The 26,828-nt window shown below is 65.9% G+C and carries 31 protein-coding genes and 2 tRNA genes; 20 read left to right on the forward strand and 13 right to left on the reverse strand.

All coding sequences use genetic code 11. The features are described 5' to 3' along the window. Positions 1-15: 15 nt before the first annotated feature. Positions 16-537 carry a hypothetical protein gene (locus KRR38_RS24550; RefSeq protein WP_217406068.1) on the reverse strand — a complete coding sequence of 174 codons (522 nt, stop codon included), beginning with the start codon at positions 535-537 and terminating at the stop codon, positions 16-18. Between the two features lie 30 nt (positions 538-567). Further along, complete coding sequence (locus tag KRR38_RS24555) at positions 568-1,071, reverse strand: SspB family protein (protein WP_217406069.1); 504 nt, start codon at positions 1,069-1,071, stop codon at positions 568-570. Between the two features lie 82 nt (positions 1,072-1,153). Between KRR38_RS24555 and hisB the strand changes: the two genes are divergently transcribed. The 13 genes from hisB (at position 1,154) to pal (ending at position 9,745) form a co-directional block, all read left to right on the forward strand. Next, positions 1,154-1,762 carry an imidazoleglycerol-phosphate dehydratase HisB gene (gene hisB, locus KRR38_RS24560; RefSeq protein ID WP_217406070.1) on the forward strand — a complete coding sequence of 203 codons (609 nt, stop codon included), beginning with the start codon at positions 1,154-1,156 and terminating at the stop codon, positions 1,760-1,762. Continuing rightward, positions 1,755-2,384 carry an imidazole glycerol phosphate synthase subunit HisH gene (gene hisH, locus KRR38_RS24565; protein WP_217406071.1) on the forward strand — a complete coding sequence of 210 codons (630 nt, stop codon included), beginning with the start codon at positions 1,755-1,757 and terminating at the stop codon, positions 2,382-2,384. Before hisB ends, hisH begins: the two co-directional genes overlap by 8 nt. Then, positions 2,381-3,109 carry a 1-(5-phosphoribosyl)-5-[(5-phosphoribosylamino)methylideneamino]imidazole-4-carboxamide isomerase gene (gene hisA / locus KRR38_RS24570; protein ID WP_217406072.1) on the forward strand — a complete coding sequence of 243 codons (729 nt, stop codon included), beginning with the start codon at positions 2,381-2,383 and terminating at the stop codon, positions 3,107-3,109. The genes hisH and hisA overlap by 4 nt, the downstream gene beginning before the upstream one ends. Continuing rightward, positions 3,106-3,888: an imidazole glycerol phosphate synthase subunit HisF gene (gene hisF, locus KRR38_RS24575; RefSeq protein WP_217406073.1), complete on the forward strand. Its 783-nt coding sequence runs from the start codon at positions 3,106-3,108 to the stop codon at positions 3,886-3,888. The genes hisA and hisF overlap by 4 nt, the downstream gene beginning before the upstream one ends. Before the next feature lie 112 nt (positions 3,889-4,000). Then, entirely contained in the window at positions 4,001-4,171 is a 171-nt protein-coding gene (locus tag KRR38_RS24580) for a PEP-CTERM sorting domain-containing protein (RefSeq protein ID WP_217406074.1), read from the forward strand. A 45-nt stretch (positions 4,172-4,216) separates the two neighbouring features. Further along, positions 4,217-4,540: a phosphoribosyl-ATP diphosphatase gene (locus tag KRR38_RS24585; protein WP_217407448.1), complete on the forward strand. Its 324-nt coding sequence runs from the start codon at positions 4,217-4,219 to the stop codon at positions 4,538-4,540. 9 nt (positions 4,541-4,549) lie between these two features. Further along, positions 4,550-4,927, forward strand: a complete 378-nt coding sequence (locus KRR38_RS24590) for a histidine triad nucleotide-binding protein (RefSeq protein ID WP_217406075.1) — start codon at positions 4,550-4,552, stop codon at positions 4,925-4,927. A gap of 254 nt (positions 4,928-5,181) precedes the next feature. Then, positions 5,182-5,643 (forward strand): YbgC/FadM family acyl-CoA thioesterase, encoded by a 462-nt coding sequence (locus KRR38_RS24595; protein WP_217406076.1) that lies wholly within the window; start codon positions 5,182-5,184, stop codon positions 5,641-5,643. Beyond that, complete coding sequence (tolQ, locus tag KRR38_RS24600; protein WP_217406077.1) at positions 5,640-6,347, forward strand: protein TolQ; 708 nt, start codon at positions 5,640-5,642, stop codon at positions 6,345-6,347. Before KRR38_RS24595 ends, tolQ begins: the two co-directional genes overlap by 4 nt. Before the next feature lie 3 nt (positions 6,348-6,350). Next, positions 6,351-6,830 carry an ExbD/TolR family protein gene (locus KRR38_RS24605; RefSeq protein ID WP_217406078.1) on the forward strand — a complete coding sequence of 160 codons (480 nt, stop codon included), beginning with the start codon at positions 6,351-6,353 and terminating at the stop codon, positions 6,828-6,830. 10 nt (positions 6,831-6,840) lie between these two features. Then, a complete protein-coding gene (locus KRR38_RS24610; RefSeq protein ID WP_217406079.1) occupies positions 6,841-7,749 on the forward strand; it encodes a TonB C-terminal domain-containing protein in 909 nt (302 codons plus the stop codon). Next, positions 7,746-9,140: a Tol-Pal system beta propeller repeat protein TolB gene (gene tolB, locus KRR38_RS24615; RefSeq protein WP_217406080.1), complete on the forward strand. Its 1,395-nt coding sequence runs from the start codon at positions 7,746-7,748 to the stop codon at positions 9,138-9,140. The genes KRR38_RS24610 and tolB overlap by 4 nt, the downstream gene beginning before the upstream one ends. A 98-nt stretch (positions 9,141-9,238) precedes the next feature. Then, positions 9,239-9,745, forward strand: coding sequence for a peptidoglycan-associated lipoprotein Pal (pal, locus tag KRR38_RS24620; RefSeq protein ID WP_217406081.1), 507 nt, complete (start codon positions 9,239-9,241; stop codon positions 9,743-9,745). Between the two features lie 40 nt (positions 9,746-9,785). Here pal and KRR38_RS24625 read toward each other — a convergent pair whose 3' ends face one another. Next, positions 9,786-9,968 (reverse strand): hypothetical protein, encoded by a 183-nt coding sequence (locus KRR38_RS24625; RefSeq protein ID WP_217406082.1) that lies wholly within the window; start codon positions 9,966-9,968, stop codon positions 9,786-9,788. A 143-nt stretch (positions 9,969-10,111) separates the two neighbouring features. On the opposite strand from KRR38_RS24625, the gene KRR38_RS24630 reads away from it, so the two are divergent. Continuing rightward, entirely contained in the window at positions 10,112-10,645 is a 534-nt protein-coding gene (locus tag KRR38_RS24630) for a J domain-containing protein (RefSeq protein WP_217407449.1), read from the forward strand. Between the two features lies 1 nt (position 10,646). Here KRR38_RS24630 and KRR38_RS24635 read toward each other — a convergent pair whose 3' ends face one another. The 3 genes from KRR38_RS24635 to pdeM all read right to left on the reverse strand — a co-directional run bounded on the left by KRR38_RS24635 (position 10,647) and on the right by pdeM (position 13,374). Next, positions 10,647-11,900, reverse strand: coding sequence for an MFS transporter (locus KRR38_RS24635; protein ID WP_256449508.1), 1,254 nt, complete (start codon positions 11,898-11,900; stop codon positions 10,647-10,649). Between the two features lie 156 nt (positions 11,901-12,056). Beyond that, positions 12,057-12,578, reverse strand: a complete 522-nt coding sequence (gene infC / locus KRR38_RS24640; RefSeq protein ID WP_217406083.1) for a translation initiation factor IF-3 — start codon at positions 12,576-12,578, stop codon at positions 12,057-12,059. A 118-nt stretch (positions 12,579-12,696) separates the two neighbouring features. Then, positions 12,697-13,374 carry a ligase-associated DNA damage response endonuclease PdeM gene (pdeM, locus tag KRR38_RS24645; protein WP_217406084.1) on the reverse strand — a complete coding sequence of 226 codons (678 nt, stop codon included), beginning with the start codon at positions 13,372-13,374 and terminating at the stop codon, positions 12,697-12,699. A 109-nt stretch (positions 13,375-13,483) separates the two neighbouring features. Here pdeM and hemF point away from each other — a divergent pair, with 109 nt between their 5' ends. Further along, entirely contained in the window at positions 13,484-14,350 is an 867-nt protein-coding gene (gene hemF / locus KRR38_RS24650; RefSeq protein WP_217406085.1) for an oxygen-dependent coproporphyrinogen oxidase, read from the forward strand. Between the two features lie 383 nt (positions 14,351-14,733). Further along, positions 14,734-15,012: a helix-turn-helix transcriptional regulator gene (locus tag KRR38_RS24655; protein ID WP_217406086.1), complete on the forward strand. Its 279-nt coding sequence runs from the start codon at positions 14,734-14,736 to the stop codon at positions 15,010-15,012. 9 nt (positions 15,013-15,021) lie between these two features. Here the strand turns inward: KRR38_RS24655 and KRR38_RS24660 are convergent, their stop codons facing one another. The 5 genes from KRR38_RS24660 to KRR38_RS24675 all read right to left on the reverse strand — a co-directional run bounded on the left by KRR38_RS24660 (position 15,022) and on the right by KRR38_RS24675 (position 21,113). Next, positions 15,022-16,638 carry an ATP-binding protein gene (locus KRR38_RS24660; protein ID WP_217406087.1) on the reverse strand — a complete coding sequence of 539 codons (1,617 nt, stop codon included), beginning with the start codon at positions 16,636-16,638 and terminating at the stop codon, positions 15,022-15,024. 107 nt (positions 16,639-16,745) lie between these two features. Next, positions 16,746-18,050 (reverse strand): cytochrome P450, encoded by a 1,305-nt coding sequence (locus tag KRR38_RS24665; protein ID WP_217406088.1) that lies wholly within the window; start codon positions 18,048-18,050, stop codon positions 16,746-16,748. Positions 18,051-18,150: 100 nt separating this feature from the next. Next, entirely contained in the window at positions 18,151-18,948 is a 798-nt protein-coding gene (locus KRR38_RS36410; RefSeq protein WP_254514963.1) for an MFS transporter, read from the reverse strand. After that, positions 18,945-19,406: an MFS transporter gene (locus KRR38_RS36415; protein ID WP_254514964.1), complete on the reverse strand. Its 462-nt coding sequence runs from the start codon at positions 19,404-19,406 to the stop codon at positions 18,945-18,947. The genes KRR38_RS36410 and KRR38_RS36415 overlap by 4 nt, the downstream gene beginning before the upstream one ends. A 102-nt stretch (positions 19,407-19,508) precedes the next feature. After that, positions 19,509-21,113 (reverse strand): GNAT family N-acetyltransferase, encoded by a 1,605-nt coding sequence (locus KRR38_RS24675; RefSeq protein ID WP_217406089.1) that lies wholly within the window; start codon positions 21,111-21,113, stop codon positions 19,509-19,511. A gap of 255 nt (positions 21,114-21,368) precedes the next feature. On the opposite strand from KRR38_RS24675, the gene KRR38_RS24680 reads away from it, so the two are divergent. After that, positions 21,369-23,462: a bifunctional (p)ppGpp synthetase/guanosine-3',5'-bis(diphosphate) 3'-pyrophosphohydrolase gene (locus KRR38_RS24680; RefSeq protein ID WP_217406090.1), complete on the forward strand. Its 2,094-nt coding sequence runs from the start codon at positions 21,369-21,371 to the stop codon at positions 23,460-23,462. Between the two features lie 62 nt (positions 23,463-23,524). After that, a tRNA-Ser gene (locus KRR38_RS24685) sits at positions 23,525-23,615 on the forward strand. Positions 23,616-23,819: 204 nt separating this feature from the next. Here the strand turns inward: KRR38_RS24685 and KRR38_RS24690 are convergent. Together KRR38_RS24690 and KRR38_RS24695 are read right to left on the reverse strand one after the other, a co-directional pair. Continuing rightward, positions 23,820-23,906 (reverse strand) — tRNA-Leu (locus KRR38_RS24690). A 119-nt stretch (positions 23,907-24,025) separates the two neighbouring features. Continuing rightward, positions 24,026-24,937, reverse strand: coding sequence for a zinc-ribbon domain-containing protein (locus KRR38_RS24695; protein WP_217406091.1), 912 nt, complete (start codon positions 24,935-24,937; stop codon positions 24,026-24,028). A gap of 136 nt (positions 24,938-25,073) precedes the next feature. Here KRR38_RS24695 and ftsE point away from each other — a divergent pair, with 136 nt between their 5' ends. Both ftsE and KRR38_RS24705 read left to right on the forward strand, forming a co-directional pair. Continuing rightward, entirely contained in the window at positions 25,074-25,880 is an 807-nt protein-coding gene (gene ftsE / locus KRR38_RS24700; RefSeq protein ID WP_217406092.1) for a cell division ATP-binding protein FtsE, read from the forward strand. Continuing rightward, positions 25,877-26,827: a cell division protein gene (locus KRR38_RS24705; protein WP_309141133.1), complete on the forward strand. Its 951-nt coding sequence runs from the start codon at positions 25,877-25,879 to the stop codon at positions 26,825-26,827. The genes ftsE and KRR38_RS24705 overlap by 4 nt, the downstream gene beginning before the upstream one ends. The last annotated feature ends 1 nt before the right edge of the window (position 26,828 follow it).

Raw genomic sequence — 26,828 nt, forward strand, 5'->3', positions numbered from 1 at the left:
GTGGCCGGCTCTAAATCAAGTCCGCGACTTGCCGTTGTTGGCCTGTTCATCGACCGCGCTGTCGCCCTCGACCTTGGCCTTGCTGCGCTTCTGGCTGCGATCGTAGAGCGCCTTGGCGATCAGCCCGCCGCCGATCAGCAGCGCACCGGGCACCGAGCGCGTGGCGACGCGGGCGACCGCCGTGCCGACCAGGGTCTGCGCCATGCTGCGGCTCTTGACGATGTCGCGTGCCTTGTCGGGCGGATACTTCACCCCCAGCAAGGTCCGTTCGACCACATGGCGCAGGAGCCGGCCGCCGCCGCGCAGGGCGACATCGGCGATGATCAGGTTGGTCATCGGATTGGGGCTGAAGCCCTGGCTCTGCTTGATCGCGGTTCCGGCCTTGTCGGCGGTGTTCCGGGCGGCGGTGCCGGCCTTTTTCGCCGTGGTCTTCACCGCGCTACCGGCCTTGCCGGCGGTCTCACCGGCCTTGGCTACGGTCTGCTTGGCCGCGCCGCCGACTTTAGCTGCGCCCGCCTTGACCTTACCTGTCGCCATGACAATCCTCGCTCGGAGGCTGGTCCGCCCCTACTTCTTGCGGCCGAAATCGACCGAGACGACATTCGAGCCGTCGTCGGGAGGAGAAACGCGCGGGGTGCCCTCGCGTTCCGCCGAATCGTTCTCCGCATCGTCGTGCGGCTCGGGATCCATCTGGGTGCCAACCGCCTGGAATTGCAGGCCGAAATCGACTGCGGGATCGACGAAGGCGGTGATCGCGGCGAAGGGAATCACCAGCTTGGCGGGCACCTGGTTGAAGCTCAGGCCGACCGAGAACTGGGTTTCTTCCACCGACAGTTCCCAGAACTTGTTCTGGATGACGATCGTCATCTCGTCGGGAAACCGCTCGCGCAGATGGGCCGGGATCGACACCCCCGGCGCGCCGGTCTTGAAGGTGATGTAGAAGTGATGCGCGCCCGGAAGAGTACCGCCGGAGGCGATCACCTGCCCCAGCACGCGGCCGACCACGGCGCGCAGCGCCTCCTGGACGATCTCGTCGTAAGGGATCATGCTATCGGGCACGTCGTCGGTCATCGCCGTCCAAGTGGCCTTCCCCGGGCCACGGGTCAAGGCCTTCGAGCATTGATTTGCACGCATGCGTGACTATAGGCCCCCCATGCGCACCGCCCGTATCGCCCGCAAGACTCAGGAGACCGACATCGCGGTCGAGGTGAACCTCGACGGCACCGGCGCCTATCAGGTGTCCACCGGAATCGGCTTCCTCGACCACATGATCGAGCAGTTTTCGCGGCATTCGCTGATCGATATCACCTGCCAGATATCCGGCGATCTGCACGTCGACCAGCATCATACCACCGAGGACAGCGCGATCGCCATCGGCGAGGCGATCGTCGCGGCCCTGGGCAACAAGGCGGGCATCGGCCGCTACGGCACGGCCTATTCGCCGATGGACGAGGCGCTGTGCCGCGTCGCGCTCGATATTTCGGGCCGGCCCTGGCTTGTCTGGAAAGCGGAGTTCACCCAGCCGCGCCTCGGCGAGATGGACACCGAGCTGTTCCAACACTGGTTCCACTCGATCGCGCAGGCGGTGGGCATCACGCTGCACATCGAGCTGCTCTACGGCCAGAACAACCATCACATCATCGAGGGCATCTTCAAGGGCTTCGCCCGCGCGATGCGCCAGGCGGTTGAACTCGACCCGCGCAAGGGCGAGGCGATCCCCTCGACCAAGGGACTGCTCGGCAAGGGCAGCCTGGGTGACTGACGTGCTGGCGCTCGTGGATTACGGCGCGGGCAACCTGCATTCGGTCGCGAACGCGCTGAAAGCGGCGGGGGCCGAGGGTGTGACGGTGACGTCCGATCCCGACGTCGTGCGCGCCGCGGACCGCATCGTCCTCCCCGGCGTCGGTTCGTTCCGCGCCTGCGTCGAAGGGCTGCGCGCGATCCCGCATCTGGTCGAATCGATGGCCGAGCGCGTCCACGTCGGCGGCGCGCCGTTCCTCGGTATCTGCGTCGGCATGCAGCTTCTCGCCAGCCGCGGGGTCGAGCATGGCGTGACCGCCGGGCTCAACTGGATCGAGGGTGAGGTGCGGTTGATCGAAGTCACCGATCCCGCGATCAAGATCCCGCACATGGGCTGGAACGACGTCGCCACCCGGCCGCACAGTTCGGTGAACGGGCTGATCGAGCCGGGCGAGGCCTATTTCCTGCACTCGTATCACTTCGTTCCCGACGACGGGCACGACATCGCCGCGATGACCGATCACGGCGGCGGGCTGGTCGCGGCCGTGGCGCGCGACAATGTCGTCGGCGTGCAGTTCCATCCCGAGAAGAGCCAGGAATTCGGCCTGGCGCTTCTTTCGCGTTTCCTGGAGTGGAAGCCTTGATCGTATTTCCCGCCATCGACTTGAAGCAGGGCCAGGTCGTCCGCCTCGCCGAGGGCGATATGGCGCGCGCCACGGTCTATGGCGACAACCCTGCGGCGCAGGCGATGCTCTTCGCCGAGCAGGGATCGCAGTACCTCCACGTCGTCGATCTCGATGGCTCCTTCGCGGGCCGGGCCGAGAACCGCGAGGCGGTCGAGGCGATCCTCGAGGCATTCCCCGGCCACGTCCAATTGGGCGGCGGCATCCGCACGCGCGAGGCGGTCGAAGGCTGGTTCGACCTCGGCGTGTCGCGCGTGGTCATGGGCACGGCGGCGCTCAAGGACCCCGAATTCGTCAAGGACATGGCCAAGGCCTTCCCCGGCGGCGTGGTCGTCGCGGTGGATGCGCGCGACGGCATGGTCGCGACCGAAGGCTGGGCCGAGGTATCCGACGTCTCGATCGTCGACATGGCGCGCCGCTTCGAGGACGCCGGCGTCGCCAGCCTGCTGTTCACCGACATCGGCCGCGACGGGCTGCTCAAGGGCTGTAACATCGACGCGACGGTGGAACTCGCCCGCCGCACGGACCTGCCGGTGATCGCCTCGGGCGGGGTCAAGGGCCTCGACGACATCCGCATGCTGGCGGTTCATGCCAGTGACGGGATCGAGGGCGTGATCACCGGGCGGGCGCTCTATGACGGGCGGCTCGATCTGGCGGCGGCGATAGCGATGGCGAGTAAGACATGACCGTCCGCGTCCGCGTCATCCCCTGTCTCGATGTCCGCGACGGCCGCGTGGTCAAGGGCGTGAACTTCGTCGACCTGCGCGATGCCGGCGATCCGGTCGAGCAGGCGCGGGCCTACGACGCGGCGGGGGCGGACGAGCTCTGCTTTCTCGATATCTCGGCCAGCCACGAAGGGCGCGGGACCCTGCTCGACGTGGTCCGGCGCACGGCCGAAGTCTGCTTCATGCCGCTGACCGTCGGCGGCGGGGTGCGTTCGGTCGAGGACGCGCGTGCACTGCTGCTCGCGGGCGCGGACAAGGTCGCGGTCAATTCGGCGGCAGTGTCGCGGCCCGAAGTGGTGGCCGACATCGCCGAGAAGATGGGCAGCCAGTGCATCGTCGCTTCGGTCGATGCGCGTCGAAGGGTAAACCCCGCTCATCCTGAGCTTGTCGAAGGATGGGAAATCTTTACCCACGGCGGCCGCAAGGAAACCGGGATCGACGCGATCGAGCATGCGATCCGGCTGGCCGACCTCGGTGCGGGTGAACTGCTCGTCACCTCGATGGACGGCGACGGGACCAAGGCCGGCTACGACCTCGCGCTGACCCGTGCCATCGCCGATGCCGTCTCGGTGCCGGTGATCGCCAGCGGCGGGGTCGGCACGCTCGACCATCTCGTCGAGGGTGTGACCGAGGGCCATGCCAGCGCAGTGCTGGCCGCCTCGATCTTCCACTTCGGTACCTATTCCATCGCCGAGGCCCATGCGGCGCTGCGCGCGGCGGGGCTTCCCGCGCGCGGCTGAACCTGTCGGCGCGGTTTACAGACATTGATTTTCGCGCGAGCGCATTAACCACTTAAGCGCGCGGTTTGCGCGACTTTCTCCGGGCTGGCCCGGACATTGCGTTAACGTTGCCGTGGGCAGACTTTGCAATTTCCTCTTCGCTGCAGCGATCCTGATCCAGGCGGCGCCCGCGCACGCCGCGGGCTCTTTCGCGCTGCCCGATCCTTCGGGCGTGACCCTGTTCACGCTCGGCCTAGCTGGGCTGCTCATCGGCCGCAAGTTCGCCGGCAAGCGCAAGGACTGAAGCCTCGGCTTGACCGCGCCCGCGCGGCGAAGCATGGCTGCGGCGATGGCCCAATCGGATAGTCTTGCCCGCCTCGAAGCGGTGATCGCCTCGCGCCGCGGTGCCGATCCGGCATCGAGCTATGTCGCCAAGCTCCACGCTAAGGGCCTGGGCAAGATCGCGCAGAAGCTGGGCGAGGAAGCTACCGAGACGATCATCGCGGCGCTGACCGAAGACCGCCAGGCGCTGGTCGGCGAGGCGGCGGACCTGCTGTTCCACCTCATCGTCCTGCTAGGCGCCAAGGACGTGCCGCTGGCCGATGTCCTCGCCGAGCTCGAGCGCCGCGAGGGCACATCGGGCATCGCGGAAAAAGCCTCACGTCCATCCTAGGGAGCCGTCATGCCGATCGATCCGCGCGAGCCTTACGACGACAGCAACATCTTCGCCCGGATCCTGCGCGGCGAGCTGCCCTGCAACAAGGTCTACGAGGACGACTACGCACTCGCCTTCCACGACATCCGCCCGCAGGCGCCGGTCCACGTGCTGGTCATCCCCAAGGGCGCCTACGTCAGCTGGGACGACTTCACCCTGAAGGCACTCGACGGCGAGATCGCCGGCTTCATGCGCGCCGTCGGCAATGTCACGCGCGAGCTCGGCGTCGATGACCAGGGCTACCGCCTGATGGTCAACATGGGCGGGCACGGCCATCAGGAAGTGCCGCATCTGCACGTCCACATCTTCGGCGGCCGCCAGTTCCGCTTCATGATCGCAGACTAAGGTGCAATCGACATCGACTGAACTCAGTTCGTCACCCCGGACCTGATCCGGGGTCCCGCTTATTGCCTGCGGACGCAAGGTCGAAAAAAGCAGCGGGATCCCGGATCAAGTCCGGGATGACGAGGTTAGTGCAAGGTGATCCTACTCCAACCTCCAACCGCGCCGACGATCCCCGACAATCCGTGCTTCATTTGCTTTCGGCCGAACGGTGACTCTTGCCCTGCGACTCGCCGGGCGGCTAGACACGGCGCGGCATGACGTCGTTCCCCGAACCGAGCAGCGGCCGTTTCGACGGACCCGTGCACCGCTTTGCGGTGCGCGCCTATTTCGAGGACACCGACCTGTCGGGCGTGGTCTATCACGCCAACTACCTGCGCTGGTTCGAGCGCGCGCGGTCCGACATGCTGCGGCTGCTGGGCATAGACCAGCGCGCCGCGCAGGAGGCGGGCGAGGGCGCCTATGCCGTCACCGAACTCAATATCCGCTACCTCGCGCCCGCGCGGCTCGACGATGTCGTGAACATCGAAAGCCGCGCTGAGGAAATCCGCGCCGCGTCCTGCCGGATGCACCAGCGGGCGTTCAGGAACGACACCTTACTCAGCGAGGCCCGGCTTCGTGTCGGCTTCATCAGTCCCTCGGGCCGTCCGCGCCCGCAACCCATCGAATGGCGCCAAGCCTTCGCTTCCGTAGTTTCCGCTCCAGAAGGAACCCCATGACGACTTTGTCCATCCTGGCCGTCGCCGCTGCAGCGGGCGCGCCGACGCATCTCAATCCGATCAAGCTGTTCCTCGATGCCGATATCGTCGTCCAGGTGGTCATGGTCGGGCTGATCCTCGCCTCCGTCTGGGTCTGGGCGATCATCGTCTCGTTCTCGCTGCGCATGGGCAGCGTCCGCCGCCGCTGCGCTGCCTATGAGGAGGACTTCTGGAAGGCGCGCGATTTCGAGGCGTTCCAGGCCGAGCGCGGCAAGGGCGAGGTGCCTTCGGGCAAGGTCGCCGGGGCGGGCTTCGCCGAATGGCGCCGCTCGGCCAGCGGCAAGTCGGTCGACCGCGAGGGCGCGCGCCAGCGGCTGTCGCTGGCGATCGATTCCGCCGTGGCGGAAGAGGCGGACAGCCTCGCCAACCGGCTGAACTTCCTCGCCACCGTCGGTTCGGTCGCGCCTTTCGTCGGCCTGTTCGGCACGGTCTGGGGCATCATGAACAGCTTCTTCCAGATCGGGCAGCAGCAGAACTCGTCGCTGTCGGTGGTCGCGCCGGGCATTTCCGAGGCGCTGTTCGCCACGGCGATCGGTCTGTTCGCGGCGATCCCCGCGGTCATCGCCTACAACCGCTTCTCGCACCGGGTGAACAGCTTCGAGTCTGCGCTGCAGCGCTTCGGGGATCGCTTCCACGCCAGTCTCAGCCGTCAGCTGGAGGGCTGAGCCATGGCCATGGGTCTTTCGGGCGGCCGGGCGCGCGGTCGGCGCGGCAGCCGACGCACGCCGATGGCCGAGATCAACGTCACGCCGCTGGTCGACGTGATGCTGGTGTTGCTGATCATCTTCATGGTCACCGCGCCGCTGCTCAAGGCCGGCGTGCCGGTCGAGCTGCCGGAGAGCCGCGCCAAGGCGCTGTCCGAGGAGAAGCAGCAGATCACCATCAGCGTGTCGCGCGACGGCCAGATCTATCTCGACGACGATCTCGTCGCGCCGGGCGAACTGGCCGACCGGCTCGCGGGCGTCCCGCCGGGGCCCGACGGCAAGCCGCCGCTGGTCACGCTGCGCGCGGACAAGGCGATCGACTGGGGCCGTGCGATGGCGGTGATGGGCGAACTCAACCGCGCCGGCTTTACCTCGATCTCGCTGGTCACGACCGCCACCGCGCAACAGCCCGCGGCAATCGGCGGTTCAGGCACGAGCCAATAGCCAGGTAACGATGGCAGCCACCGCCCTTCGCAGCGAGGAACGCATTGGCCTGGTCGTGGCCATCGTCGCCCATATCGGGCTGGCGGCGCTGTTGCTGTGGCATCCGAACACGACGCCGGCCGTGATGCCGCCCGACCGGATCGAGGTGACGATCAGCGACGATGTGAGCCTGACTTCTACCTCTCCGCAGCCGCAGGCTCAGGCCGCGCCGGACATGGCTCCCGACATTGGCGAACCAGCGCCGCCCGAGCCCCCGGCTGCCCCGCCCGAACCACAGCCCAAGCCGGAGCCGCCGAAGCCCATCGCCAAGCCGCTGCCGCCGAAGCCCGAGCCGCGACCGGTGCCGAGGCCGGTACCGAAGCCGGTGGCGCGCCCCGAGCCGCCACGGCCGGTTGCGCGTCCGGCGCCGCGGCCGAACCCCGCGCCAGCGGTCAAGCCCGCTGCGAAGCCGGCGACGAACCCGGCTCCGCGGCAGAGCGTCGCGGACGCCTTCAAGTCGACCACGACTCCCGGCGGCACCAAGGTCGGCGCGGACTTCCTCAAGGGCGTTCAGGGCGCCCAGGCCAACGGCCCCGCGCGCACGCCGCCCGCCGCGACGATCGGCCCCGCCGTGCGGTCGGGGCTGGTCGGCGCGATTACGCGGCAGCTCAAGCCGCGCTGGGCCGCTCCCCAGGGCGCCGATGCCGACAAGCTGGTGACGGTCCTTACCTGGAACCTCAACCGGGACGGCTCGCTCGCCGGCTCGCCGCGCCTGGTGCGGCAGGAGGGGATCACCGATGCCAATCGCGCGCAGGCAGCGCTTCATGCCGAACGGGCGATGCGTGCCGTGCAGCTCGCCGCGCCGTTCCAGCTGCCGGACGAGTATTACAATATTTGGAAGCAGGTAACGATCCGCTTCGACAAGGGGCTTTCGCAATGACACTTCGTTTTTCGCTGCTCGCAGCAACCGCGCTTGTCCTGGCAGGGCACGCTTCGGCCCAGCCCGCGACTGCGCCTGCCGGCGGCGTGTCCGGGCAGCCTGCTGCGCCGACCGAGGACGAGGGCCTTACCGGCACCGTCTCCGACGATTCGGCCTGGCAGGACCTCGGCATTGCCATCACCGCTTTCGCCACCGACCAGGACCTGCCGACGAAGACCAATGCCGGCTCCACCGCCTCGCTCGGCCGCGCCCTGTCGGACGTGATCTCGGCGGACCTGCGCAACAACGGCCTGTTCAAGCCGACCGGCCCGGCGGGCCTGCCGCAGCCGGGCTATCCGCAGGTCCAGTCGCCCGACTATCCGGTCTGGTCAGCGCGCAGCGCAGAGATGCTGGTGCAGGGCTATGTCCGCGCCAATCCGGCCGGCGATCTGACGGTCGGCTGCTATCTCTACGACGTCCAGCTCAAGCAGCAGCTCGCCAAGGGCGGCTGGCAGGTGAGCCCGAGCGACTGGCGGCGGGCGGCGCACAAGTGCTCGGACATGGTCTATTCGCGCCTGTCGGGCGAGAGCCCGTTCTTCGACAGCAAGATCGCCTATATCGCCGAGACCGGCCCGAAGAACCGGCGGATGAAGCGCCTCGCGATCATGGATTCGGACGGCGCCAACCACCGCTATCTGACCAGCGGCCAGGCGACCGCGCTGACCCCGCGCTATTCGCCCGACTACAAGAAGCTCCTCTACCTGTCGTATCTCAACGGCAATCCGCGGATTTACGTCTATGATCTGGCGACGAACACCCAGCGGCTGATCACTCAGAACTCCTACCCGACCTTCGCGCCGCGCTGGTCGCCCGATGGCCAGTGGATCCTCTATTCGATGGCGATCGCGGGCAATACCGACATCTACAAGATCTCGGCCGCGGGTGGCGGCTCGCCGCAGAAGCTGACCGACAGCCCCGGCCTCGACGTCGGCGGCTCGTTCTCGCCCGATGGCACCAAGATCGTGTTCGAAAGCGACCGCTCGGGCAGCCAGCAGGTCTATGTGATGAACGCCGACGGTTCCGACCAGAAGCGCATCACCTTCTTCGGCGGCCGCTCGGCGACGCCCGAATGGAGCCCGCGCGGCGATCAGATCGCCTTCACCCACATCGCCGGCAACCTGCGCATCGCGGTGATGAGCCCCAGTGGCGGGAGCATGCGTTATCTGACCGACGGCTGGCAGGATGAAGCGCCGACCTGGGCGCCGAACGGCCGCATCATCCAGTTCTTCCGCACCGAGAAGAACAGCGGCAAGGCGTCGATCTGGCAGGTCGACCTGACGGGCCGCAACGAGCGCCGGCTGCCGACCCCGGCCGATGCCTCCGACCCCGCCTGGGGGCCGATCCAGCAGTAACCGCTGGGCACCAACCTTTGGTTCATGTGTTACGGACTACACACAAGGCTTGCCTGCGCTTTAAACAGACGATGAAGGAGATTGCGATGATTGGGCGAATGAAACTGGGCACGGCTGCCGTCATGATCGCCGGATCGCTGGCACTGTCGGCCTGCGCCAGCAAGGCGCCAAAGCAGTTGCCGCCGGAGCCGAGCGGCGTCGCCACGACCACCGAGGATACCACCGGCACGCGTGTGATCCCGGGCAGTCAGGCCGATTTCGTCGCGACGATGCAGGGCCAGGACACGATCTATTTCGATACCGACCGCTACGACATCGACTCGACCGACCAGGCCGCTCTGGCGAGCCAGGCGCAGTGGCTGCTGCGCTATCCCAGCAAGCGCGCGACGGTCGAAGGCCACGCCGACGAGCGCGGCACGCGCGACTACAACCTCGCCCTGGGTGAGCGTCGGGCCAATTCGGCGAAGAACTATCTGGTCAGCCTGGGCGTCGATGCCTCGCGGCTGACGACGGTGTCCTATGGCAAGGAGCGCCCGGTCGCGCTTGGTTCGGACGAGGCGTCCTGGGCCAAGAACCGCCGCGCGGTTACCGTCACCATCGATTGATCGAAGACCCGGTCGTCCCGGGCTGCGTCCGGGACGACCGTCAGCGCGCGATCGGCAGCAGCGACGAGGGCCGCGGCAGTTCCGGCGCGGAAATCTCCAGCGGGCTGGCGAACGCGGCGTCCGTGGGCGCCAGCGCTTCGCGCGCGAGGTGGGCGCCGAACAGCACGTAGGTCGCCATCATCAGGATGGAGAACGCTGCCGATACCGCCAGTTGCTTGCTCATCATTCGCCTCGATTGCTCAGTATGGCTACTATAAGGTAGGTTAGTAGATATTGCAATGCAGCAGATAGCTCCGCGCGAGTTAATCTTTGCTGAAGCAGGTTCAAGCCTTGCGCTTGCTAGGCCTGGCCGATTATCTGCGTTTAATGAACCGCGCCCGCCGATCGAACGACTGGGGATTCCCCCGATGGCGCGGCTACGAGAGCGGTCGCGAGGCCGCGAAGATCCGCCTTTGCGATCGCCACGGCTGCACTGATCCCGGCGACTGCCCCGCGCCGAAGACGCCTAACAGCCCGGATCGCTGGTATTTTTGCCAGAAGCACGCCGCCGAATACAACCAGGGCTGGGACTATTTCGAGGGCCTGACCAAGGAAGAAGCAGCCGCGCGCGAGGCCACGGAGAATCGCGACAACTCGGGCTACCGCGAATCGGCGCACTATGCCTGGACCGGTCCGGGCGATGGCAGCCGCAGCCGCGACGAGATGCGCGCGCTCGAACTGCTGGGGCTCGAGGCCGATGCCGATTTCGACGCGGTGAAGAAAGCCTGGCGCACCAAGGCCAAGGAAGTCCACCCCGACGTGCGCCCGAACGATGCCGAGGCGGCCAAGGCCTTCCAGGCGCTGCAGCTCGCCTACGAAGTCCTGCGCGCCGCCGAGGAGCGGCGCGAGTGGAAGGGCTGAGCTAGGCTGCTCCGCTCGGTGCCGTAGTGACTGGCACCGTTTCCTCGAACACCATCGCCACATGGCTCGGCTCTCGCCCCTTGCCTAGTATCAGCAGCAGCGAGGCGCCGACCAGCACGCCGATCCCGGCGATGATCAGGTAGAGGTCGTAGCCGCCGGTCCTTTCCATCGTGATCCCCAGCAGCAAAGCGCCCGAAGCGGTGGAGAACGAGGTGCAGAAGGTCAGCAGGCCCATGACCGAGCTGTAGACGTCGACGCCGAAGTGCCGCGCGACGAGGAAGCCGATGATGTCACCTTCGGCACCGAAGGAAAACCCGATGCAGAACACGGCGAAGGTCAGGACCGCCGGCGCATCCCAGCTCGAAGCAATGATGAACAGCCCGACGCTCGGCAGGCCGAGCGTCACGAAGGAGACCAGATCGGCGCGGTAGCGATCGAGCGAGACACCCGCGACAAAACGCCCCGCCAGCATGCCGATCGACATCGTCGCCAGCATCACGCCGGCGCCTTCGCCGCTGACGCCGTTGGCCAGCATCAGCAGCTTCAGCTGCACGAGCATGATCGTCGCCGGCAGGTTGCACAGCAGCATCGCGCCGACCAGGCACCAGAAGGCGGTCTTGCGGAAGATCACCGGATAGTCATCGCGCGCACGGCGCTTCGGTCGGGTCGATGCCGCAGCCTCTGCCTTCGCCGCCTTGCGTTCGGGCGGGATCAGCAGGAAGACGATGACCCCCGCGATGGCTCCGAAGATCGCCAGGGCCTGGTAGCTCGCCTGCCAGCCATGGACCTCGACATAGTGATTGAGCACGGGCCCCATGATGATGCCCGACACGGCCGGGCCGGAAGCGGCGATGGCAAGCGCAAGGCCGCGCGCCTTCTCGACATGCTGCACGACCAGTCGGGTATAGACCGTCGACGTCGTCGTCACGCAGAGCAGGCTCTGGATGAAGAAGATGGCGACGTAGGTCGAAAGCTTCCCGTCCATCAGGCTGTAGGCGAGATAGGCGAGCGGCAGCGTCGTCATGCCGATCAGTGCGGTGAAGCGTACGCCGAGCACGTCGGCCAGGCGCCCGATGATCGGGAAGGCGAAGGACGTGAACAGCGCGATGCTGCCGACCTTGGCAAAATCGGCCGGCGACCAGTGGTTGCCGGCAATCAGCGAGGGGGCGAGCGCGGTAGTCACCGGGCCGGCCATCGACATTCCCGTCGCCAGACCGAGCGTCGCTGCAAGCAAGGGGCGCCAGGCAGCGCGCAATTCGGCCAGATAGGTGATGTCTCTCTCCCGGAACTGAACCTGTGTTCAGCGCCGTCCCTAGGCGGGCATTGCGCGCAGGGTCAAGCGAGAGTCTGTATCAGGGAAGCGGCGTTCCTCCCCGGCGCTGGACCCAGCGCCGGGAGGAACCGCCAAACCTTACTTCGGCGCCAGCACCATCAACATCTGGCGGCCTTCCATGCGCGGATAGGCCTCGATCTTGGCGACTTCGGCGACGTCGTCCTGGACGCGCTTGAGCAGCGCCATGCCGAGGGCCTGGTGCGAGAATTCGCGGCCGCGGAAGCGCAGGGTGACCTTCACCTTGTCGCCTTCCTCGATGAAGCGGTTCACCGCCTTCATCTTGGTTTCATAATCGTGGTCGTCGATGTTCGGACGCATCTTGATCTCCTTGATCTCCTGCGTCTTCTGCGACTTGCGCGCGAGGTTGGCCTTCTTCTGCGCCTCGTAGCGGAACTTGCCGACGTCGAGGAACTTGCACACCGGCGGATCGGCGTTGGGGGAGACCTCGACCAGGTCCAGGCCGACTTCGGCCGCCTGCTCGATCGCCTCACGGGTATACATGACGCCGAGATTCTCGCCGTCACCGTCGATCACGCGGACCTTGTCGGCTTGAATCATGTTGTTGTAGCGCGGCCCGCTCTTGACGGGCGGGGTCATCATGCGCCGGGGTGGGGGGTGCTATAGTCTATTCTCCATGAAAGCTTATCCGCGCGTCCTTAGTGCGATTCGTGCGGGCAAGCAAAGTGGGAATTATCGGCCGAACAACAAGATCTGCCAATCAGGCGGCGGCGCGCCACAATGGGTATTGAAGCAGTTTACCGCGCGCAGGAACCAGCGCGTCGATCGAGCGCGCGGGCTGCATCGCCGAGAGGATCGCCGGATCGGCCGCGTCCATCCCGCCGGTCAGCGCACCGAAGGCGGGCAGGATCAGCCGCTGTTCGCTCATCACCGCGCAGGGCCGGGCGATTCGCCGTCCGCGTGCAGAGAGGGTGAGGCGCGGGTGGAAATGGCCCGATAGCTCGGGCCGGCTTTCACCGCCCTGCGCCTTGTGCCGCAGGACGAGGCCGCCCGCGGAAATCTCCTCGGCCAGGGAGCCGCCGGCGATTTCGTCGTTGCCCGAATCGTGGTTGCCGGTGATCCAGACCCAGTCGAGCGCGCGGGTCAGCGCCGCGAGCATTCCCGCGGCGTGCGGGTCGAGCCGGGCCACACCCTTGGCGTCATGGAAATTGTCGCCCAGCGCATAGACGCGCCGTGCTCCCGTTTCGCGCACCGCGAGTGCGAGCCGCTCGAGCGTCTCGCGGCTGTCGTAGGGGGGCAGCATCTGGCCGTGGGTGGCGTAGAAGCTCGCCTTTTCGAGATGCAGGTCGGCGACCAGCAGCGCAGCTTCGCGCGGCCAGAACAGCGCGCGACCTTGCGCCAGCCGCATTTCCTCACCGGCGAACGAAAAGGGAACCATGCACTGCACTTGCCGCAGGCCCCGGCTTTTGGCAAGCGCAGCGCGTGTCGGTTCGTCGCCTTTGACCGGCGTCAAAGCGAACGATGCGACAGACAGCAAAGAAGGCACCATGACCGACTGGACTCCCTATAACGCCCGCGCCCGCACCTGGTTCGAGACTCTCCGCGATTCGATCTGCGCCGAGTTCGAGGCGATCGAGCGCGAGGCCGGTAGCGATTCCGCTTTCGTTTATACGCCATGGCAGCGCGCCGCGGTGGAAGGCGGTGAGGCTGGCGAGACGGGCGGCGGCGTGCGCGGCGTCATGAAGGGCCGCGTGTTCGAGAAGGTCGGGGTCAACGTTTCGACCGTCGTCGGCGATCTCGCGACGGACTTTGCCGGCACGATCAACGGCGCCTCAGCCGATCGGCCAGCCTTTTCGGCCACGGGGATCAGCCTCGTCGCACATATGGCCAATCCGCACGTACCGGCGGTCCACATGAACACGCGCTTCCTGACGACGACCAAGGCCTGGTTCGGCGGGGGCGCCGATCTCAATCCGCCGATCCCCTATGACGAGGATACGGCCGAGTTCCATGCGGAGTTCAAGAACGCCTGCGATGCCCACGAACCGGGAGACTACGACCGGTTCAAGAAGTGGGCCGACGACTATTTCTACATCCCGCACCGCAAGGTGCACCGCGGTGTCGGTGGCATCTTCTACGACCACCTCGAATGCGCCGGTCCCGAGGCCTGGGAAGCGAACTTTGCTTTCACCAAGGCGGTGGGCGAGGCTTTCCTCGCGGTCTTCCCCAGACTGGTGCGCCGGCGGATGGGCCTGGAATTCACGCCGGCCGAAAAGCTCCAGCAGCTCGAATGGCGGGGGCGCTATGCCGAATTCAACCTGGTCTACGATCGCGGCACGCTGTTCGGCCTCAAGACCGGTGGCAATATCGACGCGATCCTGATGAGCCTGCCGCCTGAAGCGGTCTGGAGCTAGATTTCGTCGCCGGAAAAAGGCGGTCTGTCCCGATACGGAACCGTTTTGGCTGAATATGACGGTGTATATCGACCGATATGACGGATTTCGCCAATCGTACATTGGGGCGATTTCATATAGATGACACGAAGCTGAGATAGTCAGTCATTCAACGAAGAAAAAATTCGTACCTTCCGGGAACCATCGCCGAACTGCGGTGTTATCGCGAAAGGGCCGAGTGCGGGGCTCGGATGCGGCAGGCGTTTTCAAGCGCTGAAGTTGCGTGCGATTTCCGCTAATGATCCTTAGTTGCAAAAAAATAAACGTTTCTCGTCAGGCGTTTGCATAGGCGCGGGTGGAAGAAATGGGTCGCTCCAAGTTGGTATTTGACAAGGGAGCAGTACGTGAACTTCATCCAGCGCATTCCGGCATTGACCAACCGTGAATTGCAAATTCTCGAGCTCGTCGCCGTAGGCAAGTCCGCCAAGGAAGTCGCTCAAGAGTGCGACATCGCCCCCCGCACCGTCGAATGCCACCTCGACACGATGCGTCTCAAGCTGCAGGCCCGTAACCGCACCCACATGGTTGCCATCGCGATCGCCTCGAACCTGCTGTCGCGCTGCAAGATCGTGTTCGAGCCGCGCCCCTTCAGCGTCGTTCCGGCCTCGGCCAGTGCAGCCTAGGTGGGGTGCCTAGTCCCCGGGCTGCTGCATCAGTGCGGTCACGCGCCGGCCGAGCTCTTCCACGGCGAAGGGCTTGGTCAGGACTTCCATGCCGCGCTCGATGTGGCCGTGGTTGAGCACGGCGTTTTCGGCATAGCCCGTGACGAAGAGTATCCGCAGGCCTGGGCGTAGCATCCGCGCCGCTTCGGCCACCTGGCGGCCATTGAGCCCGCCCGGCAGGCCGACATCGGTGACCAGAAGGTCTATCTCGGGCGTAATCTCGAGCAGCTTCAGCCCCGACGGCCCATCGCTTGCTTCGAGGCAGGCGTAGCCCAGATCTTCCAGCGCATCGACCATCAGCATCCGTACCATCGGCTCGTCGTCGATCACAATCACGGTCTCGCCGGTGCGCGGCGCGGACGCTGTCCCCTTGTCCGCCGGCTGCACTTCGTCGGCCGGACCATCGTGGCGCGGCAGGTAGATGCAGACCATCGTGCCCTGGCCGATCTCCGAATAGATACGGACATGGCCGTGGCTCTGGCGGGCGAAACCATAGACCATTGACAGGCCGAGGCCGGTTCCCTGACCGATCGGCTTGGTCGTGAAGAAGGGATCGAATACGCGTTCGATGTTCTCCTTCTCGATGCCCGTGCCGGTGTCGCTGGTGCAGATCGTCACGTACTGGCCGGGTTCGAGCCGGTGCTCGGCCGCGGTGCGCGCGTCGATCCAGCGGTTGGCGGTCTCGATCGTAATCGTGCCGCCGTCGGGCATCGCATCGCGCGCGTTGATGCACAGGTTGAGCAACGCATTCTCGAGCTGGTTGTCGTCGACCAGCGTGGCCCAGAGGCCGCTCGCGGCAATTGTCTCGACGTGGATGGCCGGGCCCACGGTGCGCCGCACGAGCTCGGCCAGGTCCTGGAGCAGCGCGTTGACCACCAGCGGCTTGGGCGACAGGTTCTGCCGGCGCGAGAAAGCGAGCAGCCGGTGGGTCAGCGCGGTGGCGCGGCGCGCGGCGCCCTGGCCGGCGGAAAGGTAGCGCTCGACATCCGACGTTCGGCCCTGCGCCAGCCGCGTGCCGATCATTTCAAAAGCGCCCGAGATCCCTGCGAGCAGGTTGTTGAAGTCATGCGCCAGGCCACCGGTTAGCTGGCCGACGGCTTCCATCTTCTGCGCCTGGCGCAGCGCTGCCTCGGCCTCCTCGCGCTCGGCGAGCGCCTGGGCGATGCGGGCCTCCAGCGTCTCGTTGAGTTCACGCGCGACCCGCTCCGCCTCGACGCGGGCGCTGACGTCCTTGAACAGCACCGCGACCTGGTTTTCCGCGCCAGTGCCGACGCGATAGGCGGAGACCTCGATGTGGTGGCCGGTCTCCATGATCTCACGTTGGAAGCGGATCGGCTGGCCGGTCTTCAGGACCGTGCCGTAAGTATCGACCCAACCATCCGCCTCGTCGCCGACGAGGTCCCGGACGCGCATGCCGATGACGTTCATCAAGCCGGCGTTACGCTCGTAGGCGGCGTTCGCTTCGACATGGACATAGTCGCTCAGCGGGCCGTGCGGACCGTCGACGAACTCGATGATGCAGAAGCCCTCGTCCATCGATTCGAACAGCGTGCGATAGTGCTCCGCACTGCCCGACAGACTTGGCATCCCTTGACCCTTCGTGTCCTAACGCGCGCTTCGCACACAATCCGTGGCAAAACGACCGGAGCGGCGATTTGTGCCACTCCGGTGCCTGCAGAACAACGAAATAGGCTTTACTTTACGTCCCAGACCAGCGGCAGGTTGCGGATCGACATCAGGCCCGGGAACACCGCGGTATCGGCGCCCGGTTTCGGCCGGAACTCGGGGATGCGCTTGAACCACTCGTCGAGCAGCAGGCGCAGCTCGCGCCGGGCCAGGTGTCCGCCGAGGCACGAGTGGACGCCGGCGACCAGCGTGAAGTGGCGGTTGCCCTTGCGGGTGGGATCGAACTCGCGCGGATTTTCGAAACGGGTGGGGTCGAAATTACCCGCGGGGTTGAGGCACGAGAAGCTGTCGCCGGCCTTGATCTGCACGCCGTGCCATTCGAAGTCCTTGGTCGCGCGCCGGGCCGAGGACAGGATCGGCTGGGTCCGCAGGAATTCCTCGACCGCGCCGTTGATCAGTTCGGGGTTGTTGCGCAGCATCGTCTGGATTTCGGGCTGCAATGCCATGCGGCGGAACATCTGCGCGATCGTCGCGGCGACGGTGTCGAGCCCGCCGAGCCAGAGGAACCAGACCATGCCGATCTTCTCGTCGTCGGTGAAGGTACGGCCCTTGATGTTGCCGTTGACGATCAGCGAGGTGAGGAACTGGTCCGGGTTCTTCTCCTTTTCGGCGATGAACCCGCGCAGGAAATCGAGCACGCTTTTCAGCGCCCACTGCATCTTCTCGAGGCTGCCCGAATGGAGGATGTTCCATTCCCATTCGAGGAAGTCGTCGAACATGTCCTTGGGAAAGCCCATCATCCCCATGAAGATGCGCACCGGGAACACGCGGGCGAAATCCCACGCCATGTCGACCTCGCCCTTGTCGGCGATCTCGCCGATCATCTCGTCGAGGACCTCGCGGATCATCGGCTCCATCACGCGGGTGATCGTCGCCGGGCCGAGGAACTGGGTGAGGAACATGCGGTAGGGCGTGTGCTCGGGCGGATCGAGGCCCAGCGGGATCGAGGGGAAGGTTTCGCCGATCAGCCGCTGGAACTCGGCCGTGCCCTTGTTGGAGAAATGGTCGTTATCGCAATAGACGCGGTCGATGTCCTCGTAGTGGCTCACCACCCAGTTGCCGGTGGCCGAGCCGCCGGCGATCGCGCCGAGGCCGCCGCCGGCGGGCTTGTTATAGAGCAGCCGCGGCACGTCCTGGCCGTTCAGCCACTGGAACGGCTCGTAGGGATCGACCAGGTCGTTGGGCACGTTGCCCATGGCGAAGGAGATGTCGACGATCCGGTCCTTGGGCACGTGCGGTGGCGCCTCGGGATAGTCGACGCGGATCTCGTCCAGCTTGGTGGGCCAGGCGGTGGCGACGTTGCTCTCAGACATGCTCATCTCCCTAATCGCTCGTCCATGCCACCAAGCCGCAGGATCGGCAATCGGATGAAGGCTTGCAGCGCTTTCCTTCGCCGGAGCGATGGAAGCGGTTTTATTGAAAGGCGGCGGCTGGCGGTGCGGCCTCGTCGCGCGGGTGCAGGCGGATGAACGGCAACCCGAGCAGGCCGGCCACCGCAAGGCCACTGAAGGTCCAGAAGATCCCGGTATAGCTGCCGGTAAGGTCGAAGATCAGGCCGAACAGCGGCGGCGTCGCCAGCAGGGCGATGAGGATCGTCCCCGACAGCAGTCCCATGGCGCGGCCGACGGCACGCTGGCCGAAGACGCGCGGCGCGAGGAAGCTCTCGGCCGGCACCATCATGCCGCCGAACAGGCCGATGCAGGCCACGCCCGCCGCGATCGCGCCGTAGCCAAGGCTCGCCTGCGTCAGCACGGCAATGCCGACGCCGAAGCCGCCGAGCGCGACCGACATCAATGCGCGCGGCCCGACGCGGTCGGCGAGCGCGGCGAAGCCGAGCTTGGCGATGAAGCCGCAGCCGGCATAGACCGAGATCAGCGTCGCCGCGGTCGTAGGCGCGATCCCGGCGTCGATCGCCAGCGGGGCGAGGTTGGTGACCATGCCCTTCATGCCCGCGGTGACGATGGCGACCGTTGCGGCGATCATCCAGAAGGCCGGATCGGTCAGGATCTCGCGCGCCGAGATCGGCGCCTTGGCAAGCTCGGCCCGGGCAAGATCGGACGGCACTGCCGCGCCATCGGGATTGAGCCCCCGGAGCGAGGGATGGTCGACCACCAGCAGCGTCGCCGGCACGGTCCATACCACCAGGACAACCGCCAGCAGCTGCAATGCCTGGCGCCAGGCATAGGCGTCGAGCAGGCCCTGGATGATCATGGGGAATACAGAATCCGCCTGCGGCGATGCCGGCAATGGCGATGCCGATCGCACGCCCGCGCAAGTCGGCGAACCAGCGCGAAAGCAGCACGGTGATCGCCAGGGGCCCGATCAGGACGTTGGCCGGCGCGATCAGCAGGCCGAAGATCACCAGGACCTGGGTGAAAGTGGCGGCGAAGGAGATGGCCGCATAACCGGCGGCGAGCAGGAGCCCCCCCGGCAATCATCAGCCTGCGCACCGAGACGCGGTCCATCAGGTTGCCTAGCAGCGGCATCAGCACGGCACTCGCCCCCGAATAGACCGTCATCGCCAGCATCAGCACCATGCGGCTCGGCTGGAATTCCTTGGCCAGCGGCACCGCGACGATCGAATAGGTCGAGGCGATCATGCCCGTGGCGGAGAGCAGCAGGAAGCAGATGCCAACCTGGCGCCATCCGACGGCGAAGGATGCGGGCATGGGTGTTCTCTCCGGGCGATTGCTTGTTGTCGCCATCGCTGTGCCAGAGTCAGCCGTGCGCGCAAACGGTTTCCTGCGTCCGCCCGGCTGGTATCGAGATGCCTAACTGCGGCCGAGCCCTGCGAGCGGGGATACTTGGGGCATGCCCGGCACCAGTTGGAGCGAGCCAGGCAGGAACGGCTTGTCCGCAATCGCGATCGCCGGCGGCGCGAGCGCTGCGGTAAGTCCCGGCAAGGCAGCAGGCGCCTTGGCAACGGAGATGTTCGAGCTTTCGGCTACGGTCAGTTGCAGCTCGCTGACGATGCGGCCGGCTTCCTCGTCGTCCGGTTGAAGCTCGGCGACCTTGCTCCAGGCAGCAAGCGCAGGCTTGAGCTCGCCGAGCGCCTGATGTGCGCGGCCCAGCCATTTCCAGGCATTGTTGCCGCGCGGCTCGGCCTCGACCGAGCGCGTCAGCCAAGGCACCGCACCTTCGAAGTCACCCTTGCGGGCCAGCAGTCGGCCCAGACGATAGAGCGTCAAGGCGTGATCGGGCGCTGTGTCGAGGATCTGCCGGAAGGCCATTTCGGCCTCGGCATACTCGCCCTTGTCGTCGAAGCCGTTGGCCAGGTCGACTGATTTTTCAAGGCTCCTGGGATCGAGGCCATCGTTGATGTTCCGCCCATCGTTCGTCCGCATCGAGCAGGCATGCATATGGGCTTCGCGCGTGGCGAAATGATACTTGTAGGGCTCGTTGCCGCGCAGAAAATCGTAGATCCGAAAGCCGTGCGCGATGGCATGGCGAATGCTGAAGGCGTGCAGGAGGTAGCCCGAAGGAAGCTCGGAAAAGCTCTCGTCGCGGCCGGTTATGAGGAAGTGCAGCGACCCTTTGCATTCATCGACCAGCGTGGCGAGGATCGCGACCGGCCGGTCTCCGTCCCAGAACACCGGCATGAACAGATTGCCGGCTCGTGCCGTGCGCTGGAGCATGCCGCGGTTAAGCATGATGATCTCATCGGTACGCTCGCCTTTGGCCGGCTCCCATTTTATGCGCCACTGGGCAAGCAGGGTGTCGATCATAGCGAACTGAGCTTCGCCTTCGACAATCGTGATGCGGTATTGTTCGCCGTTATCGACCTTCTTGAGTAGCCGCCGGATCTTCTGTCGGTTGTTCGAGCTGAGCAGGGCGAGATAGGCATCCCAGTCGTCAGGAAGATCGGCCGCCGGGCAGATGCCGTTGTCGAGCTTGGTCCGGCCTTGAAGATAACTGATCGACTTGTGGACGAACCGACGCTTGCCGAAGGTCTTGAAGAACAACTTCCGTCTGCGGTCCGACATCATCAGGCATTCGAGCTTGAATTCGGCCCAGTGGAGATCGCGCTTGATATGCGCCGCGAGCAGGGGAAGAACTTCTTCCTCGACCTCTGGCCGGCACAACAGGCCGGTATAATCCGAGAAGTAACTGCCCGCAGGCAGGAGCTCGTTATAGAGGCCGACCTTCTTGTCGAATTTGGCGCGCATTCGCAGCGGAAGGAAGGCGATATAGTCCGGGCTCTCTGCGGTCTCCTTGACGGCCAGGATGAACCAGACCCCCGGGGTGAATTTCAGCCAATCATCAAGCCATTGATGGGTGAGGAAGAAATTGGCTTCCGGGTCGGCCGCATAGACGGCGGCCCAGGCGTCACGAACAGCATGAAACTCTTCGAAGGTTTCGATCGAACCGATGTGCATGGCGACTCTTCCCCCTAAGTCGAATTTCGCCCAAATTAGGTAGAATTGGAAGGATCTTCTGTCGTCCCATTTGGGAGCAGCAAGTTCCGTGATTGTACGTAAGTAAAAATTCGACGATATATTCATTGAGGAAGTCTGGAATTTTGGGGCGGACGTGCGGCCGTTCGTCTCGTGGTGCCGCCAGGCCACGCCAGGCAAACCGCCGCGCGCTTAGCCCTTGCCCTTTGCCCCCATCTCCGCCCATCTAGGCAGGGAATGCTGCGTCAGTACGAACTTGTCGAACGTGTGAAGGCCTACGATCCCGATGCGGACGAGGCGATGCTGAACCGTGCCTATGTCTATACCGTCCAGAAGCACGGTACCCAGAAGCGCGCTTCGGGCGATCCTTACTTCAGCCATCCAATCGAAGTCGCGGGGCTAATGACCGAGCTCAAGCTCGACCAGGAGACGATCGTCACCGCGCTGCTCCACGACACGGTCGAGGATACGCTGGCGACGATCGACGAGGTCGAGAGCTATTTCGGGCCCGAGATCGCCCGGCTCGTCGACGGCGTCACCAAGCTCTCGAAGATCGAGACGCTGACCGAAAGCGAACGCGCCGCCGAGAACCTGCGCAAGTTCTTCCTCGCCATGAGCGAGGACCTGCGCGTCCTGCTGGTGAAGCTGGCCGACCGGCTCCACAACATGCGCACGCTCCATTTCATCAAGAGCGAGGAGAAGCGCCGCCGCATCGCCCGTGAGACGATGGATATCTACGCGCCGCTCGCCGAGCGCGTCGGCATGTACGAATATATGCGCGAGATGCAGCTGCTGGCCTTCGAGCAGATCGAGCCCGAGGCCTATGCCACGATTACCGGCCGGCTCGCGCAGATCCGCAGCCAGGAAGGCAGCCAGGTCGGCGCGATCGCCTTCTCGATCAAGCAGGCGCTGGCCGAGGCTGGGCTGAAGGTCGAGGTCTCGGGCCGCGAGAAGCACCCCTATTCGATCTGGAAGAAGATGGCCGAGCGCCATGTGACCTTCGAGCAGATCACCGATATCATGGCCTTCCGCGTGCTGACCGACGATCCGGCGGACTGCTACAAGGCGCTCGGCGTGCTCCACCAGACCTGGCAGATGATCCCCGGCCGGTTCAAGGACTACATCTCCACGCCGAAGACCAACGGCTACCGCTCGCTGCACACGGCGCTGATCTATGAGAACTCGATGCGCGTCGAAGTGCAGATCCGCACGCGCGACATGCACCGGACCAACGAATACGGCCTCGCCGCACACTGGGCTTACAAGCAGAACGGCACTCGGCCCGACGGCGAAGTGGGCTGGCTGCGCGACCTGATCGAGATCGTCGACGCCAGCCACGACGCCGAGGAACTGCTCGAGCATACGCGCCTGGCGATCTACCAGGACCGCATCTTCGCCTTCACCCCCAAGGGCGCGCTGCACCAGCTGCCCAAGGGTGCGACGCCGGTGGATTTCGCCTATGCGGTCCACACCAATCTCGGCAATGCCGCGGTCGGGGCCAAGATCAACGGGCGGCATGTGCCGCTGCGCACGCCGCTTAACAACGGCGACGTGGTCGAGATCATCAAGAGCCGCAATGCGCAGCCGCAGCTCTCGTGGCTGGGCTTCGTCGTCACCGGCAAGGCCCGGGCGGCGATCCGCCGCGCGGTGCGCGCGAAGGAATTGCAGGAAATCGCCGCGATCGGCCGCAAGCTGTTCGAGGAGATCGTCGAGCGCCTGCCGACCAAGATCGGCAAGAAGGCGATCGCCGACGCGGTCAAGCGCCTGGGCTTCGCGCGCGAGGAAGAGATGATGGCCGCGATCGGCACGGCGAAGCTGTCCGACCGCGAGGTGATGGAAGCGCTCGTCCCCGGCAGTGCCGCCAACCTGACCGATCCCGACGACTGGCCCAAGCAGGAACGCGCGATCTCGATCCGCGGGCTGACCCCGGGCATGGCCTTCCACCTTGCCGATTGCTGCCACCCGGTGCCGGGCGATCGCATCGTCGGCCTGCGCCAGCCGGGCAAGGGCGTCGAAGTGCACACGATCGACTGCATGAGCCTGGCCAACGGCGTCGATGCCGATTGGCTCGACCTGTCCTGGGGCGAGCGTTCGACCGGTGCGGTCGGGCGGCTGCGCATCGTGCTCTACAACCGGCCGGGCACTCTGGCCGAAGTCACCGCGATCTTCGCCAACAACCGCGCCAATGTCACCGACCTCCACATGATCCAGCGCGACGATCCGTTCGGCACCTACGAGGTCGATCTCGAGGTCAAGGACGTCGCCCACCTGACCCGCATCATCAGTTCGCTGCGTGCCAGCGAGGCCGTGGCCGAGGCCGAACGAATCTGAAGCCGCACCGCTTGCGCCGCAGCAAAGGTGCGGCTAGGGCGCTTCGCCTGTCCAGAGCATGCGGAGCGGTGGCCGAGTGGTCGAAGGCGCTCGCCTGGAAAGTGAGTATACGTCAAAAGCGTATCGAGGGTTCGAATCCCTCCCGCTCCGCCACCGGTCTGTCCTCGGCGCGATCCCATGCGGATCGCTCTGAACGGCGCGGATAGAGAAAGTCGCCGGGCTGCGGCTGTTTCTTCGATCGCTTTTAGTTGTCTGCTGCGCTTGGCCGCCTTGGCGTGCGCCGGGGCTCGCGGAACTGCGCCACTTTGGCCGGCAGCTCGCTCGGATATAGACTCAGCCTGTGTCATCCAGGACTGATGGTGCGGTCGAGAAGACTCGAACTTCCACGGGCTTTCGCCCACAACGACCTCAACGTTGCGCGTCTACCAATTCCGCCACGACCGCTAAATCATCGGGCTGCCAGTGCGGCCCGGGTGGGGTAGGAGCGCGCCCTTAGCAAAGGGAATCGGGGGCTGCAAGCGGTGAGTCAGGGTATTTGGCTTCCAGCGTGAGCTGGCCGAAAATTAGCCGGGCTTCCAGCCGATTTCGGCGATACGGGCGGTCTTGGGCACGTCGGTCACGGCTTCGTTGACCGTCATGCTCTCGCCCGGAGCCAGCACGCGCTTGGGCGGGGCGACTTCGTAGGAATAAACGATCCGCTCGCGCCCGTCGCGCAAGACGATGAGGATGGTCGGCACCGCCCGGCGTGTCTGGCCGACATTGGTCACCGTGCCGCTGGCACCGAAGAACTCGGTGCCGTTGGGCAGGGTGCGGCGGTCCTGCCGGTTGGGCGGGAAATCGAGCACGAGGTCGGGCTCGGCCTGGCCGAATGTCGCGCGGGCGAGCGGCACCCAGTCGGGCAGGCCGAATTTCGCAACCGCCGCGACGGCACCGAGCGCGACCACAGCGAAGAGCGCGGCCGCCATGGTCCACATCCGAAGGCGGTTGCGCCGCGGGCGGAACGGCGGCTCGAAATCGAAGCTCGACCGGCTCTCGTCGAAATAGGGATCGCTGGGGGGTTCGGTGTAGGTCGGCTCGGACTCGTCGGCGAGCGACTGGAACCGCGGCTCGGGCGTTCCTGCGGGCGACCAGCTCGCCGGTGCAGGATCCGGCTCGGGCGCGGCCCAGGCCGGTGGTTCCGGTTCGGGCTGCCGTACCGACCAGCGCGATGCCGCTTCCTCGGGGTCGGGCGCAGCCGGTTGCGGTGCTTCCTCGGCCTGGGGCGGAGGCGAAGGCGGCGGCGGAGGTGGCGGAGGTGCCGGGCGGGGCGCCGCTGCCGGCTGCGCCGCGGGGCTTGCCGCCAGGGCTTCGGCCGAAGGGCCTTCCTGGAACCAGCTATGGCGGCACTTGGCGCAGCGGACGGTCCGGCCGTCGACGCCGATCGCGGTGTCCGGGACGACATACCGGGTCGAACAAGCTGGACATGCGATAATCATGACGTCTCGTTAAACATGCTATGCCCTGCCGCCACAAGGCTTCGGCAGTGGAGGAAAGGGCGCAATGGCCTTTTTTCCACATGCATAGGTCTGTATAGGCCCAGCCTTAGCCAGAAAGTCCGATCGAAACCGTGCAATGAACCAGGCCGCCGACGCCGAAATCGTCCATTTCGACAATGTCGGCATGCGTTACGGCACCGACAGGGAAGTTCTGAGCGACGTTTCCTTCACGCTTTATCCGGGGAGCTTCTATTTCCTGACCGGCGCGAGCGGTGCGGGCAAGACTTCGCTATTGAAGCTGCTCTATCTCGCCCAGCGCCCTTCGCGCGGGATGATCCGCATGTTCGGTTCCGACGCGATCACGCTGCCGCGCGACAGGCTTCCAGCGATGCGCCGCCGGCTGGGGGTCGTCTTCCAGGACTTCCGGCTGGTGCCGCACCTCTCGGCCTTCGACAACGTCGCGCTGCCGCTGCGCGTGGCGGGCATGGCCGAACGCGAGATCGCCAAGCCGGTCGCCGACATGCTCGACTGGGTCGGCCTGGGCGACCGCATGGAGGCGCGCCCGGCGACGCTCTCGGGCGGCGAGCAGCAGCGTGTCGCCATCGCCCGCGCAGTGATTGGCCGGCCCGACCTGCTCGTGGCCGACGAGCCGACGGGTAACGTCGATCCCGACATGGCGGTCAAGCTGCTGCGCCTGTTCGAAGCGCTCAACCGGCTGGGCACGACGGTTGTCGTCGCGACGCACGACGTGCATCTGCTGCAGAAGGTACCGGAGTCGCTGATCATGCGGCTCGACAAGGGACGCTTGTCCGATCCGACGGGGGCGCTACGCTATCCCCCGCGGCGGGCGACGGCGCCGAGTTTTGAATCTGGAGGCGCGGGTTCGGGGCCCGCGATGCCATGGGTCGGTGGGTCCGGCGCGGGAGCCGGGGGAGACGTGTGACGGAGGAAAGCGGGGCAGGGGGTATCGCCCAGGGAATGTCAGCCCGCTGGCGCCGCTTCTCGGGCGTCGGCGAGCACGAGCTCGTCCCGCAGCCGCGGCTGTCGGGCCCGATGCCCTGGGTCATCGCGATCATGGTGGCGCTGACGGTGATCGCGGTCGCTGCCGGCCTTGCCCTGCGCAATGCCGCCGCCGCGACGACCGCCGAACTGCGCGGCGGCGTCACCGTGCAGATCGTCGAAGCCTCGCCCGAGAAACGCGCGACCCAGGCGCAGGAGGCCGTCAAACGGCTCGGCCAGATGCCCGAGATCGTCGCGGTGCGGCTCGTCCCGCAGGCCGAGCTCGATGGCCTGATCGAGCCCTGGCTGGGCGTCGAAGCCCAGGCGGCGGACAAGGATACGATCCCGGTTCCCGCATTGATCGACGCGCGGATTTCCGGCGAGCTTACCGAAGCGCGCGTTGCGGCGATCCAGCGCTCGCTTGCCGATGTCGCGCCGGCGGCGCGGGTCGATGCCCAGTCGCGCTGGCTGCGGCCCGTGCTCGATGCGATCGCGCTCCTGCAATGGCTCGCGATCGCGCTCGTCGGCCTGCTGGCACTCGCCTTGGCGGCGGCCGTGCTGCTGGCGGTGCGCTCGGCGCTGGGGACCAACCGCGGGACGATCGAGATCGTCCATCTGCTCGGCGGCACCGATGTCCAGATTGCCCGCGTGTTCCAGCGCACCACCGGGATCGATTCCGCGGGCGGCGGCCTGCTGGGGCTGGCGGCCGCGCTCGTCGTGATCCTGTTCCTCGCGCGGCGGTTCGGTTCGCTCGGCGCGGGCATGGTCGATCAGGGCGCGCTGCACTGGCTCGACTGGATCATGCTGGGAATCGTCCCGGTCGTCGCCGTTGCGCTGTCGGTGCTGACCGCGCGGATCACCGTCATGCGCACTTTGCGCAAGATGCTTTAAG

This window comes from Novosphingobium sp. G106 (genome assembly GCF_019075875.1).
Lineage (GTDB): Bacteria > Pseudomonadota > Alphaproteobacteria > Sphingomonadales > Sphingomonadaceae > Novosphingobium.